The 16,031-nt window shown below is 69.6% G+C and carries 11 protein-coding genes, 1 tRNA gene and 2 pseudogenes; 12 read left to right on the top strand and 2 right to left on the bottom strand.

The features are described from left to right. Positions 1 to 96: 96 nt before the first annotated feature. Positions 97 to 378, bottom strand: coding sequence for a hypothetical protein (locus KOF26_RS11775; RefSeq protein ID WP_216324994.1), 282 nt, complete (start codon positions 376 to 378; stop codon positions 97 to 99). Between the two features lie 122 nt (positions 379 to 500). Between KOF26_RS11775 and zwf the strand changes: the two genes are divergently transcribed. The 7 genes from zwf (at position 501) to KOF26_RS11740 (ending at position 8,906) form a co-directional block, all read left to right on the top strand. Then, on the top strand, positions 501 to 1,949 hold the full coding sequence (gene zwf, locus KOF26_RS11770) for a glucose-6-phosphate dehydrogenase (protein WP_216324992.1): 1,449 nt from the start codon (positions 501 to 503) through the stop codon (positions 1,947 to 1,949). Then, entirely contained in the window at positions 1,942 to 2,655 is a 714-nt protein-coding gene (pgl, locus tag KOF26_RS11765) for a 6-phosphogluconolactonase (protein ID WP_216324990.1), read from the top strand. The genes zwf and pgl overlap by 8 nt, the downstream gene beginning before the upstream one ends. 45 nt (positions 2,656 to 2,700) lie before the next feature. Beyond that, entirely contained in the window at positions 2,701 to 3,006 is a 306-nt protein-coding gene (locus KOF26_RS11760) for a plasmid stabilization protein (RefSeq protein ID WP_216324988.1), read from the top strand. A gap of 138 nt (positions 3,007 to 3,144) precedes the next feature. Beyond that, the gene (locus KOF26_RS11755) at positions 3,145 to 3,963 is read left to right on the top strand and encodes an ImuA family protein (protein WP_253201380.1); all 819 of its coding nucleotides are present in this window, start codon (positions 3,145 to 3,147) and stop codon (positions 3,961 to 3,963) included. Then, the gene (locus KOF26_RS11750; RefSeq protein WP_216324986.1) at positions 3,848 to 5,533 is read left to right on the top strand and encodes a Y-family DNA polymerase; all 1,686 of its coding nucleotides are present in this window, start codon (positions 3,848 to 3,850) and stop codon (positions 5,531 to 5,533) included. The genes KOF26_RS11755 and KOF26_RS11750 overlap by 116 nt, the downstream gene beginning before the upstream one ends. Next, positions 5,530 to 8,703 (top strand): error-prone DNA polymerase, encoded by a 3,174-nt coding sequence (locus tag KOF26_RS11745; protein WP_216324984.1) that lies wholly within the window; start codon positions 5,530 to 5,532, stop codon positions 8,701 to 8,703. The genes KOF26_RS11750 and KOF26_RS11745 overlap by 4 nt, the downstream gene beginning before the upstream one ends. 126 nt (positions 8,704 to 8,829) lie before the next feature. Next, a tRNA-Pro gene (locus KOF26_RS11740) sits at positions 8,830 to 8,906 on the top strand. Positions 8,907 to 10,770: 1,864 nt separating this feature from the next. Here KOF26_RS11740 and KOF26_RS11735 read toward each other — a convergent pair. Beyond that, positions 10,771 to 11,052 carry a UvrB/UvrC motif-containing protein gene (locus KOF26_RS11735; RefSeq protein WP_216324981.1) on the bottom strand — a complete coding sequence of 94 codons (282 nt, stop codon included), beginning with the start codon at positions 11,050 to 11,052 and terminating at the stop codon, positions 10,771 to 10,773. Positions 11,053 to 11,100: 48 nt separating this feature from the next. On the opposite strand from KOF26_RS11735, the pseudogene KOF26_RS17170 reads away from it, so the two are divergent. From KOF26_RS17170 to KOF26_RS11715, 5 genes and pseudogenes are all read left to right on the top strand, one after another. After that, a pseudogene (locus tag KOF26_RS17170) lies at positions 11,101 to 11,991 on the top strand (SGNH/GDSL hydrolase family protein); the annotation flags it as partial. Between the two features lie 51 nt (positions 11,992 to 12,042). Beyond that, a pseudogene (locus tag KOF26_RS17495) lies at positions 12,043 to 12,168 on the top strand (PEPxxWA-CTERM sorting domain-containing protein); the annotation flags it as partial. Between the two features lie 52 nt (positions 12,169 to 12,220). Then, positions 12,221 to 15,151 (top strand): intermembrane phospholipid transport YdbH family protein, encoded by a 2,931-nt coding sequence (locus KOF26_RS11725; RefSeq protein ID WP_216324978.1) that lies wholly within the window; start codon positions 12,221 to 12,223, stop codon positions 15,149 to 15,151. Positions 15,152 to 15,198: 47 nt separating this feature from the next. Continuing rightward, positions 15,199 to 15,378, top strand: a complete 180-nt coding sequence (locus tag KOF26_RS11720; RefSeq protein WP_216324975.1) for a YnbE family lipoprotein — start codon at positions 15,199 to 15,201, stop codon at positions 15,376 to 15,378. Continuing rightward, complete coding sequence (locus KOF26_RS11715) at positions 15,375 to 15,755, top strand: DUF1318 domain-containing protein (protein ID WP_363182237.1); 381 nt, start codon at positions 15,375 to 15,377, stop codon at positions 15,753 to 15,755. The genes KOF26_RS11720 and KOF26_RS11715 overlap by 4 nt, the downstream gene beginning before the upstream one ends. Positions 15,756 to 16,031 lie beyond the last annotated feature (276 nt).

Raw genomic sequence — 16,031 nt, 5'->3', positions numbered from 1 at the left:
ACGACGAAGACCGCGACATGAAAAGATGTGACGACACGCATTGTTCGCATGGTGTTGCGAAGCGGCATGTTGCCGACGCTGCGGAATTAGGCAGCGCTAGCGTGGTATTTCGGCGATCAATGCCTCGAACATCTCGCGGTCGGCGTCGAGAAGTGCCGGGCAGAGCGCGTCGCGGAGCAGCGAGACCGTCTCGTGGAGAGGGGCGAGGTCTTCGGCATCCATCATCCCGCGCCGGTGCAGCGCGCGGATCGCCTGGAAGGCGCCGGTGGCCGCGATCTGCGCGACCGCGTGGATATAGGCCGTATGGCGTGCCGCCTGGACGTCGAACGGCTCGTCCTCGTCGGCCTGGTCCCCGTCGATATTGGGCTTGTCAGTCACGATCCCCTCCTTGATCCCCGGCCGCCTCGATCTGATGTAGTGGGTCCCGGCCCTTCGCCAAGGCTTGTCGCGACGTGCGGGCCGAGGCATGGGCTCAGCCGACCTCGGTACGGAGCCAGACTTTGTCCACCTTGCTGCTGTTCGGCGCCACCGGCGATCTTTCCCACCGCATGCTGCTGCCGTCGCTGTACGGCCTGCACGCGGACCGGCTGCTGCCGGCCGATTTCCGGATCTGCGCGACGGCGCGTTCCGAGCTCGACACCGCGGCGTTCCGCGCCACCGCCGGCGAGGCGCTGCGCCGTTTCATGCCGGCCGACCGGCTGGAGGAATCGACGCTGGCGAGCTTCCTCGAGCGGCTCGACTATATTTCGGTCGACGCCTCGCGCCCCGAGGATTTCGCCCGGCTCGGGCAGGCGCTGGCGGGGCGGATCGACAAGGGCCTGTCGATCTTCCTGTCCACCGCGCCGTCGCTGTTCGGGCCGACGGTGGAAGGGCTGAAGGCGGCCGGGCTTGCCGGCGAAGGCGTGCGGCTGGCGCTCGAAAAGCCGCTCGGCACCGATCTCTCCTCCAGCCGCGCGATCAACGACGTCGTCGCCGCCGCCTTCCCGGAGGAGCGCACCTTCCGCATCGACCATTATCTCGGCAAGGAGACGGTGCAGAACCTGCTGGCGCTGCGCTTCGGCAATGCGCTGTTCGAGCCGATGTGGAACGCCAAGGGCATCGAGCATGTCCAGATCACCGTCTCGGAAACGGTCGGGCTGGAAGGGCGCGCCGGCTATTACGACACCTCGGGGGCGCTGCGCGACATGGTGCAGAACCATATGCTCCAGCTGCTCGCGCTGGTGGCGATGGAGCCGCCGTCGCATTTCGACGCCTCGGCGGTGCGCGACGAGAAGGTGAAGGTGCTGCGCTCGCTCCGCCCGATCGATGCCGACCACATCGAGAAGGAAAGCGTGATCGGCCAATATTCCGCCGGCGCCGTCGCCGGCCAGGTTGTGCCCGGCTATCTGGAGGAACTCGGCAAGCCCTCCGACATCGAGACCTTCGTCGCCTTGAAGGCGCATGTCGACAATTGGCGCTGGCACGGCGTGCCCTTCTACCTGCGCACCGGCAAGCGCCTGCCCAGCCGCCAGTCGGAGATCTTCATCCAGTTCCGCACGGTGCCGCACTCGATCTTCGGCGGGCGCGGCGCCCATCTCCAGCCCAACAAGCTGGTCATCCGCCTCCAGCCGGAGGAGAATATCCGCCTGCTCGTCATGGCCAAGGAGCCGGGGCTCGACCGGCAGGGCATCCGCCTGCGCGAGGTGCCGCTGGACCTGTCCTTGACCAACGCCTTTGCCGGCGCGCGGCGGCGCATCGCCTATGAGCGGCTGCTGCTCGATCTCATCGAGGGAGACCCCACCCTGTTCGTGCGTCGCGACGAGGTGGAAGCGCAGTGGGAGTGGATCGATCGCATCCGCGCCGGCTGGACGGCGGCGGGCATGACGCCCAGAAGCTATGGCGCGGGCAGCTGGGGGCCATCGGCCGCCATCGCCCTGACGGAGCGTGACGGAGTAAGCTGGCATGACTGAAGACGAAGTCGAATGGTGGGATTATGAAACGCCGAAGGAGATGGCTGAGGCCGTTTCCGGCGATATCGGCTTCCTGATCGGTCAGGCGATCGAGGCGCATGGCCGCGCGCTGGTCGCGGTGCCCGGCGGCAAGACGCCGCAGCCGATCTTCAAGGCATTGGCCAGACAGAAGCTCGATTGGGCGAAGGTCACGTTCATTCCAACCGACGATCGGCTGGTCGCCGCCGGCGATCCGCTCAGCAATGTGGCGATGATCCGCGAGCTGCTCGGGCCTACCGGGGCGACGATCGTGCCGCTCGCCGAGGGCGTCAGCCTCGATGATCGCCATGCCGCCGCCCGTGCTGCCGATGCGCGGCTGGCGGAGCTGGATTGGCCGCTCGATCTCGCCTGGCTGGGCATCGGCGCGGACGGGCATACCGCCTCGATCTTCCCCGGCCCGGACTATGAGTCGGCGCTGGATGCGCCCCGCGGCCGGCACGTCGTCGGCGTGTTGCCCGATCCGCTGCCCAGGGAGGCGCCGGTGGCGCGGCTGACGCTGACCCGCGCCACCCTCTCCACCGCCCGCTCGCTGCTCATCACCTTTTCGGGCGAGGAGAAGAAGGCGGTGCTGGAACGTGCCATCGCCGATGGCCCGATGTCCCGCCTGCCGATCGGCCGGGTGCTCGCCGAGTTCGAGACGCCGGTCGACATTCACTGGAGCGCGTGACGGTCGTCGCGCGTTTCAGCCCCGTCAGAGTGACGGAGGTGGATTATGCCGCGCGGCGACAAGGGTGCCTATACCGACAAGCAGAAGCGCAAGGCCGAGCATATCGAGGAAGGCTATGAAGATCGCGGCGTGTCGCCCAAGGAAGCGGAGCGCCGCGCCTGGGCGACCGTGAACAAGGAGTCGGGTGGCGGCAACAAGTCCGGCTCCGGCCGCGGCAAGGCGGACAATCACGAATCGTCGCGCAAGGGCGGCCGCAAGGGCGGGGCCGCCTCGTCCGGTCGCAGCGCCGCCGATCGCTCAGCCGCCGCCAAGAAGGGCTGGGAAACGCGCCGCAAGAAGGCGGGGCGCTGAACGGGTGAAGCGGGAAACCGTTCGCTTCGAGCTTGTCGAGAAGGGTCTGCCGAGAAGCTGGACACACGCCTCTCGACTCCGCTGATCAGACGGAACATATAAGGAACAAATCCCTGTTCCGAGTCGTCTGTCGATCCCATGTCCGTGTCTGCCGCTCAGTCCCGCCGCATCGCGGCCCTCCGTGCCGAGATCGGAGCGATCACCGCCTCCGGGCGCGAGGCGGGGGCCGTGCTGCCGTTCGGGGCTGACGCGATCGACGCGCGGCTGGTCGGCGGGGGGCTCGCCGCCGCCGCGCTGCATGAGGCAAGCGGCGGCGCCGCGCTCGCCGATGATGCCGCCGCCACCCTGTTCCTCGCCGGCATCGCCGCGCGCCGCGCCCGCGAAATGGGGGAGGGGGCGGTGGTGTTGTGGGCGTTCGGGCGGGCGGAGCTTTACGGGCCCGGCCTCCAGCAGGCCGGCCTGGCACCGGAACGGCTGTTGCTCGCCGAGGCAGGGGACGATGCCGCCGTGCTGGCGGTGATGGAGGAGGGGCTGCGCCATGGCGGGCTCGCCGCCGTGGTTGGCGAGGTCCGCCTCGCCGGGATGACCGCTACCCGCCGGCTGCAACTCGCCGCCGAGGAGCGCGGCGTCACCGCACTGCTGCTGCGTCGCCCCCGGGCGCGCGACCGCGATGCGCTGGCCGAGCCCTCCGCAGCGACGACGCGCTGGCGGGTGGGCGCCATGCCGTCCGCGCGGCTCGCCGATCCGGTCGGCGATGCCGGCATCGGCCGGGCGCGCTGGCAGCTCGATCTGCTGCGCCAGCGCGGCGGCGAGCCCTGTTCATGGATCGTGGAGGGAACAGATGCCGAGGGTCGCCTCGCTCTGCCTGCCGGATTTCGCGACGGACCGGCTGCGCCGGCTCGACCGGCGGACAGCGTCTCGCCCATTGTCGCCGGCGCCGTCCGCGCCGCCGCCTGAGGCCGGCCCTTATCTCCGGATAGAGGCCAATCACGCCGTCGCGCGCGGCGGCGGCTGGCGCCCCGGCGCGCGTTGGGCACGGGACGAGGGCGTGCCGGCGCGGGGCGACGCGGCGCGGCCCGCGCCGGGGCTGCCGCCGCTGGTCACCGTTCGCGCGGAAGGCCAGAAGATCGTGCTCGCCGCCGCCTGTCCCGCCGCCCGCGCCCTCGGCCTCGCGCCCGGCATGGCGATGACCCAGGCCCGCGCCATGGTGCCCGGTCTCGACGTGCGCCCTGCCGATCCGCCTGGCGAGATGGCCGACCTCGCCCGCCTCGCGACCCACGCGGCGCGCCACTGGACGCCATTGGCGGCGCCCGTCGGCGACCGGGAGATCGTGCTCGACATCACCGGCAGCGCCCATCTGTTCGGCGGGGAGGAGCGGCTATGCCGCCGCATCCTGCACCTGTGCCGCCGCCTCGGCCTCGCCGCGCATATCGCCGTCGCCGATACTGCCGCCGCCGCCCGCGCGCTCGCCGCCTTTGGCGCCGCTCGCCTGATCCTCTGTCCGCCGGGCGATGCCGAGCAGGCCACCGCCGCGCTGCCGGTCGCCGCCCTGCGCCTGCCGCCGGAGACGGTGGCCGGCCTCGCCCGGCTCGGCGTGGAGAGCGTCGGCGCGCTGGGTGCGATGCCGCGCGCGCCGCTCGCCCGCCGCTTCGGCCGGGACACGCTGGCCGCGCTCGACCGGCTGCGCGGGGCCATGCCCGATCCGATCGACCCGCTGGTGCCGGCCGAGGCGCCCCGCGTCATGCATCGCTTCGCCGAGCCGGTGCTGACCGCAGAGGGCATCGCCGATGCCACGGCACGTCTGGTCGAGGCGATGATCGGCGCGCTTGCCGAACGCGGCCTCGGCGCGCGCACGCTGCTGCTCGAATGCGTGCGCATTGATCATGACCGGCAGCGCATCGCCATCGGCCTCGCCCGGCCGAGCCGCGATGCCGCCCATATCCGCCGCCTGCTCGGGCTGCGCCTGGAGGAGATCGCGCCGGGCTTCGGCATCGAGGCGATGGCGCTCACCGCGACCCGCGCCGATGCGCTGGCATCCACGGCGCTGCCCGGCGCGCTCACCGGCGAGCCGGCAGTGCCGCCGCTCGCCACGCTCGTCGATCGGCTGGCGACCCGTCTCGGCGATCGCCGCCTCTATCGGCTGGGCATGATGGAGAGCGAGCTGCCGGAGCGCGCGCAACGCCGCCACCGTCCGCTCGCCCATCCCCCATGCTGGCCGGACGATTGGCCGCGTCCGGTGCGCCTGCTCGACCCGGCCGAGCCGGTCGATCAGGTGCTGGCCGAACTGCCGGACCATCCGCCGCGCCGCTTCCGCTGGCGGGGGCAGGCTTATCGCGTCGTGCGCGGCGACGGGCCGGAGCGCGTCCATGGCGAATGGTGGCGCAACGCCGCCGAGGCGGACGCGGTGCGCGATTATTTCCAGGTGGAGGACGAGGCCGGCCATCGTTTCTGGATCTTCCGCCGCGGCGACGGCGTCGACACGCGCACCGGCGACATGAGCTGGCATATGCACGGCCTGTTCGGATGAGCTACGCCGAGCTTCAGGTCGCCACGCATTTCAGCTTCCTGCGCGGCGCCTCCGATCCCAGGGAGCTGTTCGCCACCGCCGCGCTTCTCGGCATCCCCGCGCTCGGCATCACCGATCGCAATTCGGTGGCCGGCATGGTCCGCGCCTGGGATGCGGCGCGGCAGACCGGCGTCCGGCTGGTGCCCGGCTGCCGGCTGGACCTCGTCTGCGGCACGTCCCTGCTCGTCTGGCCGGAGGATCGCGCCGGCTGGTCCCGCCTGATGCGCCTGCTCACCCTCGGCAAGGCGCGCCGGCCGGAGGACGGCAAGGAAGGCAAGCCGCCCTGCCGCATCGACTGGGACATGCTCGCCGATCATGCCGGGGGGCTGGTCGCCGCTCTCATCCCCGATCGGCCGGATCAGTCCCTGATCGGACGCACCCGCGATCTGTTCGGCGATCGCGCCCATCTCGCGCTCAGCTATCGCCGCCGCCCCGGCGACATCGCCCGGCTGGAGATGCTGGACGACATGGCGCGGGCGGGCGGCCTCACTCCGCTCGCCACCGGCGACGTGCTTTATGCGACGCCCGATCGCCGGATGCTGCAGGAGGTGATGGCCGCGATCCGCGAGAACACCACCATCGACACGCTCGGCTTCCGCCGCGAGCGCTTCGCCGACCGGCACATGAAATCCGCAGCCGAGATGGCCCGACTGTTCCGCCGCTGGCCGGACGCGCTCGCCGCGAGCGGGGATGTCGTCGCCCGCTGCGCCTTCCGCATGGAGGATCTCCAATATCAATATCCCGAGGAATCGACGCCGGGGATGAGCGCGCAGGCGACGCTGGAAGCGCGCATCGCCAGCGCCATGGCCGAGACATGGCCGGATGGCGCGCCCGCCCGCTATCGCGAACAGATCGCGCATGAGCTGAAGCTGGTCAGCGCCTATGGCTATGCGCCCTATTTCCTCACCGTCAACGCCATCGTCCGCTTCGCGCGCGGCAAGGGCATCCTCTGTCAGGGGCGCGGGTCGGCGGCCAATTCGCTGATCTGCTTCGTGCTCGGCATCACCTCGATCGACCCGATCAAGCACAAGCTCCTCTTCGAGCGCTTCATCTCCGACGCGCGCGACGAGCCGCCCGACATCGACGTCGATTTCGAGCATGAGCGGCGCGAGGAGGTGATCCAGTGGGTCTACGACACCTATGGCCATGAGCGCGCGGCGCTGACCGCCGTCGTCACCCGCTATCGCACCCGCGGCGCGATGCGCGATGTCGGCAAGGCGCTCGGCCTGTCGGAGGATGTCATCGCCGGCCTCTCGGGCCAGATCTGGGGCACCTCCATGGAAGGAGTCGAGGAAAAGCACGCCGCGCGCATCCGTCTCGACGCCAGCGAACCGCGCCTCGCGCTCGCGCTGGAGCTTGCCGGCCAGCTTCGCGATTGCCCTCGCCATCTCTCCCAGCATCCCGGCGGCTTCGTGTTGACGCAGGAGCGGCTCGACGATCTCGTTCCCATCGCGCCTGCCGCCATGGCCGACCGGCGCGTCATCGAATGGGACAAGGACGATATCGCGCTGCTCAAGTTCATGAAGGTGGATGTGCTGGGCCTTGGCATGCTCGGCTGCATGCGGCGCGCCTTCGATCTGCTCGCGGCGCACAAGGGGCAGCGCATCGGTCTCGCCGCGCCGGTGCTGCAGGATGATGATCCGGGCGTCTACGCGATGATCCAGAAGGCCGACACGCTCGGCACCTTCCAGATCGAGAGCCGGGCGCAGATGTCGATGCTGCCCCGGCTCAAACCGAAGGAGTTCTACGATCTCGTCATTCAGATCGCGATCGTCCGCCCCGGCCCGATCCAGGGGGATATGGTCCATCCCTATCTCAAGCGGCGGCAGGGGCTGGAGAAGGCGGATTATCCGAGCGAAGAGCTGAAGGACGTGCTCGGCAAGACCTATGGCGTGCCGCTCTTTCAGGAACAGGCGATGAAGGTGGCGATCATCGGTGCCGGCTTCACGGCCGCCGAGGCCGACGAGCTGCGCCGCTCCATGGCCACCTTCAAGGCCACCGGCGGCGTCAGCAAGCTCGAGACGAAGATGATTCAGGGCATGATCGACAATGGCTATGCCCGCGATTTCGCCGAGCGCACCTTTCGCCAGATCGAGGGCTTCGGATCCTATGGCTTCCCGGAGAGCCACGCCGCCAGCTTCGCCAAGATCGCCTATGCCTCCTGCTGGATGAAGCATCATCACCCGGACATCTTCTGCTGCGCGCTGCTCAACGCCCAGCCGATGGGCTTTTACGCGCCTGCCCAGATCGTCCGCGACGCGCGCGATCACGGCGTCGCCATCCGCGCGGTCTGCATCAACGAAAGCGGCTGGGATTGCCGAATCGAGGGCGCGGGCGGGGAGGGGGAGAGGCTGCCCGTGCGCCTCGGCCTGCGGCTGGTGCGCGGGCTCGACGCAAGGCAGGCCGAGAGGATCGAGGCGTTGCGCCCGTTCAGCGGAATCGAGGATGTGTGGCGCCGGGCGGCCGTGTCGACGATGGCGCTGGAGCGGCTGGCCGAGGCGGACGCCTTCCGCTGCTTCGGGCTGGATCGGCGTCAGGCGCTGTGGCGGGTGCGCGGGCTGGGCGCCCAGCCGCTGCCGCTGTTCGCCGCGGCCGATGCCCGGGAAGGCGCGATGCGCGCCGAGAGCGTCGAGCCCGCCGTGGCGCTCGCGCCGATGCCGGCCGGCCGCGAGGTGGTCGAGGATTATCGCGCCACGCAATTGTCGCTCCGCGCCCACCCGCTCCACTATCTGCGCCCGGAACTGGCTCGGCGCGGCATCCTGCGCTGCCGCGATCTCGCGCAGGTTCCGGCCGGCCGGCGGGTGGAGGTGGCGGGCGTCATCCTGGTCCGCCAGCGGCCGGGATCGGGCAAGGGCGTCGTGTTCCTGACGATCGAGGATGAGACCGGCATCGCCAACGGCATTCTGTGGAAGGATCGCTTCGAAGCGCAGCGCGTCACCGTGCTGGCCTCGGCGATGGTGGGGATTCGCGGGCTGGTGCAGCGCGAGGGGCTGGTCATCCACATCGTCGTCGAGGAGGTGGTCGATTATACCCACCTGCTGCGCGCGGTGGGCCAGATGGACGCGCCCGGCGTGCCGCTGCCTGCCCCGGGCGGCGGAGCGCTCCGCCAGAAAAGCCGGAATTTCCACTGACCGACGGCTGTCCACAGGAATATGCGGGTTGGCGCTTGAGGAATCGAAACATGCCCCCTATAGGCTCCCCCACTTGGCTCTGCCGGCCCGCCCCTTCCCAGGGGGCATCAAGGGTCGGCGCTCCGTCGGGGAGTAGCTCAGCCTGGTAGAGCACTGTCTTCGGGAGGCAGGGGCCGGAGGTTCGAATCCTCTCTCCCCGACCATTGATTTCCACGGGTTATTGCCCAGAATGGACATGGGCCGGAGCCACCACAGAAGCTGGCGCGGGGGCTCGCAAGGCCCGAATCCCCATCAGCGGCCGCCATCTGCAACCGAGCCCGCAACAAGGCAGCTCTCGAGCCCGAGACACTTAAGCCCATTTCGCGACGATGCTCGACCCGCCGCGGCAGGCAGGGCTAACGACTCTGGCAGAGAAGCCGGAGTGAACCATGCGCTCCTTGGCTCCACGATCACCCTGCTCGTCACGAGCCGCCATGCAACGGCCATGTCCCGCCGAGTTCATGGCCGTGCGTGGGTCCGTGTCTCCGACGCGGAAGGTGCAGCCGGGGCTATTCGCATAGCATCGTCCTAAATCGGGACGCTCATGTATCCGCTAACGCCTGGTGCGGCGTTAACCATGAAACGCGGTTGTTATGCACACAGATTTAGCTTCATTCGACCCTTAGCTTACGAAACAAGTAAGCATGGGGAGGAACATGGAGAACCGTCTTCTTATTACACCACGTGCTCATCGACGGCCATGGAACGATGATGATGATAATCAATTGCGAGAGCTTATCGACGCAGGTTTGTTTGTCGAAGACATTGCGCCTCGATTAGGGCGCACCCGCGAGGCGGTTCGCAACCGCGCTAACAACCTCGGCCTTCCGATCCGGTCCTCTCCTCCGCGCTCAAGGCCGAGTTAAGGGGCACCGTCGCGTCTCATCGGAGGCCTTGCTGACGGTGATTGCCACGCCCCGATCACGCCCGCGCGGGGAAAAATGCCTGCTCTTAGCAATTACATCCACCCTCCCTGCCACCTCATGCGTTGTCCATATCCGGTTCAACGGGAGGCAGCGCATGATACCTGTAGCGTGGGCACCAGAACGCATTGAATCAACGGACGGAATGGTTCTGATTGATGGCTCCGGAGGCCTCACCCTGTTCCTGCGGCCGGCTGAGGCGAGGGAGGTAGCGAAGCGAATTCTCTGCGCAGCGCGCCAGGCCCAATTGCAGCACCTCCGCGAGAGCAGAGACTAGGATCGAGCGATCACGCGGCGTGCAGCACGGTCTGATGGCCTGCCCTCCCAACCCGGCTCTCGTCCACGCCGCGAGCACTGTCTGCGATCCGATAGGTGATCGTCTTATCGGCGACGTCCGCGAAACCCGAATATCGGGCGTTGAGTCGGCGACTGTCGACGCATCATAGGGCATGCCCGACCATCGGCGGGAATGGCCTGCAACCGGGCCCCCGGCCTTCTCGCGGAACCGGCAGGGAGGATCGCCGCAGGAGCCGCTGCGCCACCCGCAGCGAAACGGCGACTGCGGCGCGAGGAGCCCCCTCCGTCCCAGCAGCAATGTTTAGGACGGAGGGAGCGGCTCGACGTGCTTGTTCCGGAAGGGCCAGGCCCGTCGTGCCACAAAGACCAATGCGCCCAGCCAAATTGCTGGAACATGACTCCAGGATAATTAACGGAAAAATGGGTCGCTCGGGGCGCCGGTGAGGCAGGTAGCGAGCGGCGGGCCAAAGACACGGGCGACCCGGCAGGGTCAAGACAGGTCTTGGGCGACTCCCTGCCGGATCTCGAGGGAGCATGCGCCGATCGGCTGCCCGGCGCCAGACGTCCAGAGGAGAGAGAGGAGTGAACAATGGCGGCATGCCCGCCCTGCCATTCACGGTGGACGCCTTGCGCCCCGCCTGGGGTGCTCGCCAAGCGCCGTGCGCAACCGCATCCCGCACCGGCGAAATTCAATGCTTCGTGCAGATTGCCAAAGCGGCCCTGTTTTCGTTCGAATCCTCTCTCCCCGACCATTTCAGCATGAGGTGAGCGAAAGCCAGCGGGAGGGGCGCCGTTCCGCCGGGGGCGGTCATGATTTGCGTGGGCGACCCCGGCCGGTGGTCATCGGATCGGGCTTGGGCGGCGGTCGCCACCCGGGCGGCGGCGTCATCCGCTGCTGGCTGGTGCCGAGGCCCATCGCTCCCGGCTGCTGGCGCTCCAGCCCGGCAAGATCGGCCTGTTCCGCCTGCGCCGGCGTGGCGCCGCCGCGCATCAGGTTGATCCTGTCACGGCATCGCCGCGCTTCCTCGAAGTCGAGCGCGCGCGCTGCCTCCTCCATCTTCCGTTGCAGCGTTTCGATCGTGTCCGCCATGGCTGCTCAACGCACAGCCGGGCCGATCGGCACAACGCGCGCGCCCGCGTGGCACTCAACTGGCGCCTCAAGAGTTTAGCCCCCGATCCGGACGAACCGGGCAAACAGGGAGGCGATCAATTGGACAAGAAATGGCTATTCGCGATCGGTGCGCTCGGCGTGCTCACGGCAACTCCGGCCTGGGCAGATCGCGACACGCCAACTTATACTTCGATCACGGTGTTTGGAGACAGTCTTGTCGACGCCGGCAATCTTTACATCGCAAATGGCGGCACAAGACCCGATCCGGCACTCGGATATTTTCAGCATCGCTTCACCAACGGCTATGATTATCCGGACTTGCTTTCGCTCGATTTGTTCGGAACGCCGACCGCGCCTTCGCTGACGGGCGGTGGGAACTTCGCCTTCGGCGGCGCACGCATTGTCGACACGGGCGATACTATCCCGGATCTGCAGGCGCAGCTCGCTGCCTTCAGCGCATCGGGGCGCGGCATCGACGAGAACGGCCTCTATATCCTCAATCTCGGCGGCAACGACGTGTTCGGCGCGGAGGGGGTGTTCGGCGAGGTCGGCGCGATCGGCTCCTATCCGGATATCAGCAGCTATCTTCGCGCCGCCGCCGAGCAATATGTCGCGCGCGTGCAGGCGCTGAACGATCTCGGCGTGCGCAACATCCTGATGACCGACTTTCCGCTGGCCGGGGACCCGCTGACCATCGAGGCCAATGGCTATCTGAACGCGGCGCTCGCCACGTTGAAGCTCGATGCCGACACCGACCTGTTCGTCTACAGCCTCAGCGACTTCAATCGGCGCGTGCTGACCGATCCGGCCGCCTTCGGCCTGCCGCCGTTGCGCGCGGATGTCAGCTGTGTCGCGGCCGGCGCACAGGACACCGGCTGCGCCGGTTTCTTCTCGTTCGACGGCGTTCACCCGACCGCTGCGGTGCAGGAGGCCGGCTATCGCGACATGGTCGCCAAATTCGATCTCACCGGGGTCCAGGCCGTGCCCGAGCCGGCGAGCTGGGCGACGATGCTGCTCGGCTTCGGCCTGATCGGGATGGCTATGCGCCGGGGCGATTGGCTGAAAGGCGCGCTCCGGCGCGCGCCCGCGGCGTGACGATACGCATTTGATGGGAGCGCTGCCGGCAGGCTGAGCTATGCAGCCGTCCATGCGTCGCTCCATCGCCGTCATCCTCAAGCTCGGCGCGCTCGCCCTGGTCGTGGCACTGGGCCTCGGCTGGGCGCTCCGGCTGCGCATCGCCACGGCGCTGGTCGATCGCACGCTGCGGGAGGCGGAGGTGCCCGCCTCCTACCGGATCACCCGCATCGGGCCGTTCGCGGAGCGGATGGAGGATGTCCGCATCGGCGATCCCGCCCGCCCTGACCTGATCGCGCGGCGCATCGACCTGCGGCTCGGCTATGGCGCCGACGGCCCGTTCGTCGCCCATGTCGCGGCAGAAGGGGTGCGGCTCCGCGCCACCGTCGATCGCGGCGGCCTGCATCTCGGCGCGCTGGACCGGCTGCTGCCCAGCTCGACGACCGGCAAGACTCTGCTGCCCGACCTCGACGTCGCCGTGCGCGACGCGCGACTGGCGCTGGCCACGCCGAATGGCGCGATCGAGGTCGCCCTGGACGGCAGCGGCAATGCCGCGCGGAGCTTCGCCGGCCATGCCCGAGTGACGGCCGGTGCGCTGCGGCTGGCGAGCTGCGCGCTGAGCGGCGCCGCGGCGGACCTGCGCCTCGTCACCGCCGCCGGCGCGCCGCGTGCCACCGGGCCGGTGGCGATTGCGCGCACGGTCTGCCCGCACGTCACGCTCGGCCCGGGCACCGCCGCCATCGACGCCAGCAGCAGCCCCACGCTCAACCGCATCGCGCTGCGCGCCGTTCTTGACGGCTTCGACGGCGCCGCCGGCCCGGCGCGCTTCGGCGGCGCGCATGGCGTCCTTGCCGCCGCCGGCACGTTCGGCGCGCTGACCGCGCGGATCAGTCTTGCCGCCGCCCATTTCGCCCTTCCCGAGGCCGCCCTTGCCGTGGCGCGATCCGCCAGCCTTGCCGCCGACACCCCGCTGGCGGCCCCCGGCCGGCAGGCCGCCGCCGCCGCCGCCCGGCTGCTCCGCGGCGCCACGCTCGATGCCGAGTTCAACGCCGCGATCCTCGGCGAGGCCGTCACGCTGCGCCTCAAGCGGGCCACCGTCGCCGGCCCGGACGGCGCGCGCGTCACCGCGACGCCGCGTGGCGGGCTGGACTGGAGCCCGGAGCGGTGGCGCGCCGATGGCGATGTCGTGGCGGAAGGCGGCGGCCTGCCGTCGCTCACCCTCGCTCTCCACCAGACCGCGGCCGGCGCGCCGCTCTCCGCCACCGGCCGGGTCGCCCGCTATCGCGCCGGCGAGGCCGCCTTCGCCGTGCCGTCCTTCCGGGTCGCATGGGATGGCCGCGACACACGGTTCGACGCGATCGCGCTGATCGACGGCCCGCTCGGCGGCGGCTTCGTGCAGGGCCTCCGCCTGCCGGTGACGGGCGAAGCCAGCGCGAGCGGCGCCCTTGTCATCGGCCGCGGTTGCCAGCCCGTCGCGTTCCGGCGCTTGCGGCTCGCCGGCTTCACCTTTGCAGACACCCGGGCGCGGCTCTGCGGCCAGCCGATCCTCGCCCGCGCCGCCAATGGCGCGCTGCGCATCGACATGGCGTCCGGGCCGCTCCGTCTCGCCGGCCGCAGCGACGCCGGCCAGCCGATGACGCTGGACGCCACCCGCCTGCGCCTCACCGGCGACGCGCTCGATGCGGCCGGGCTGGCCGTGACGCTGGGCGAGACGCGCCTCGCCGTCGATCACCTCGCCGGCCGCCTCTCCGGTGGCGGCGCCGGCGGCGACTTCTCCGGCGCGGCCGGCGCCATCGCCAAGGTGCCTCTGCTGCTCTCGGACGGTGCCGGGCACTGGCGCTTCGCGGCTGGCGGTCTCGACCTCGACGGTGGATTCCGCCTCCGCGACGCCGCGCCGTCGCCGCGCTTCAACCCCCTCGCCGGTGACGGCATGCGCCTGCGCTTCGCAGACGGCCGCATCGACGCCACCGCCACCCTTACCGAGCCGACCAGCCACACCGCCGTTGCCACGGTGACGGTGGCGCACAGGCTGGCCACCACCACCGGCCACGCCCTGATCGACGTGCCGGGCATCCCGTTCGCCCCGAAGCGCCTCCAGCCCGAGGCGCTGACCCCGCTCACCCTCGGCGTCGTCGCCAACGTCGCCGGCACCGTTTCCGGCCGCGGCCGGATCGACTGGACCGCCGACGGCGTCACCAGCAGCGGCAGCTTCGCCACCGATGCGCTGGATCTCGCCGCCGCCTTCGGCCCCGTCACCGGCATCAGGGGGGAGGTGCGCTTCACCGACCTGCTCGGCCTCGTCACCGCGCCCCATCAGGAGGCGACCATTGCAGAGATCAACCCCGGCGTCGCCGTCGCCAATGGCGTCGTCCACTACCAGCTGCTCGGCGCCGAGCGCGTACAGGTCGAGGACGCCCGCTGGCCGTTCGCGGCGGGCGTGCTGCGGCTCGATCCGACCATGCTCGATTTCGCCGAGGATGCCGAGCGCCGGCTCACCTTCCGCGTCGACGGGCTGGACGCCGCCGCCTTCGTCCAGCAGCTCGAATTCCCGAACATCGCCGCCACCGGCACCTTCGACGGCACGCTGCCGATGATCTTCGACCGGCAGGGCGGCCGTATCGACGGCGGCTTCCTCGCCGCGCGCAAGGGTGGCGGCACGCTCGCCTATGTCGGCGAGCTGAGCAGCGCGGATATCGGCACGATGGGCAAGCTCGCCTTCGATGCGCTGAAGGCGATCCGCTATTCCTCGCTCGACATCGCCTTCGACGGGCGGCTGGACGGGGAGATGATCAGCCAGGTGCGCTTCACCGGCATCCGCGAGGCGACGCCCGAGCAGAGCTTGGTCACCCGCCTGATCCGCAACCTGCCGTTCCGCTTCAACATCCGCATTCGCGCGCCGTTCCGCGGGCTGGTGGGCTCGGCGCGTGCTTATATGGACCCGCGGCTGCTCCTCAATCAGGCCGAGCCCGCCGTTCAGACCCCGGCAAGCGAGGCTGTGCGATGAACGGCCCATGCTTGACGATCAGGAACCGGAGTGCGAGCGTCGCGGCGATGACAAGTCGGCTTTTTCCGTGCCTCGGCCTGCTGCTCGCCGCTTGCGTGACGGTCAAGGCGCCCGACAAGCCGATCGAGATCAACCTGAACATCAATGTGAAGCAGGAGGTCGTCGTCAGCCTCAAGAAGGACGCCGAGGACTTCATCGCCAACAATCCGGACCTGTTCCCCAAATGAAGATGCGCCGCCCCTTCCTGATCGCCGCCCTTGCCGCCTTCGCCATGGCCGCGCCGGCCGTCGCCCAGATGGACGACGAGGTCGAGGCCGCGCTCAACGCCGGCTCGGTCGGCGAGCAGGCGGACGGCTATCTCGGCTTCGCGCGCCCGCCGGCCGGCGGCCTCAAGGCGAAGGTTGATGCGATCAACATCAAGCGCCGCCAGGGCTATACCCAGGTTGCCCAGACGCGGAACGTGCCGATCGAGGCGTTCGCCGCGTCGATCGGCTGCCGCACGCTGGCCGGGCTCAAGCAGGGCCGCGCCTATAATATCGGTGGTGCCTGGGCGGTGAAGGGCGCCGCCCCGATCAGCCTGCCGGCGCAGTGCGGCGGTCAATAGTCGGAGGCCCCGTCACCCCGGGCCCTTCGACAGGCACGGCACAGGCCTGATCGGCGGCCGCGCCACTCACCGGCGCAGACATTGGTGGCGGCCAGGCTGTCGAGCCGCCTTGTACGACGCCCGCCCAAACCTCTTTCCTTGCAGGACTGCCCCGGACATGCTGCCTCTCATGCCCGGACCCTAGTTCAAACAACCCAGGGCTGGCGCAGAAATCGGCAGTCACAATTGGCAACTTCGCCAATTTCACCGCAGTATTGACCTAACGCAGGACCGCCT

Origin of the sequence: Sphingomonas quercus, assembly GCF_018863195.1 — a bacterium.
GTDB lineage: Bacteria > Pseudomonadota > Alphaproteobacteria > Sphingomonadales > Sphingomonadaceae > Solisphingomonas > Solisphingomonas quercus.
This window is presented reverse-complemented; position numbering and strand designations above follow the sequence as displayed.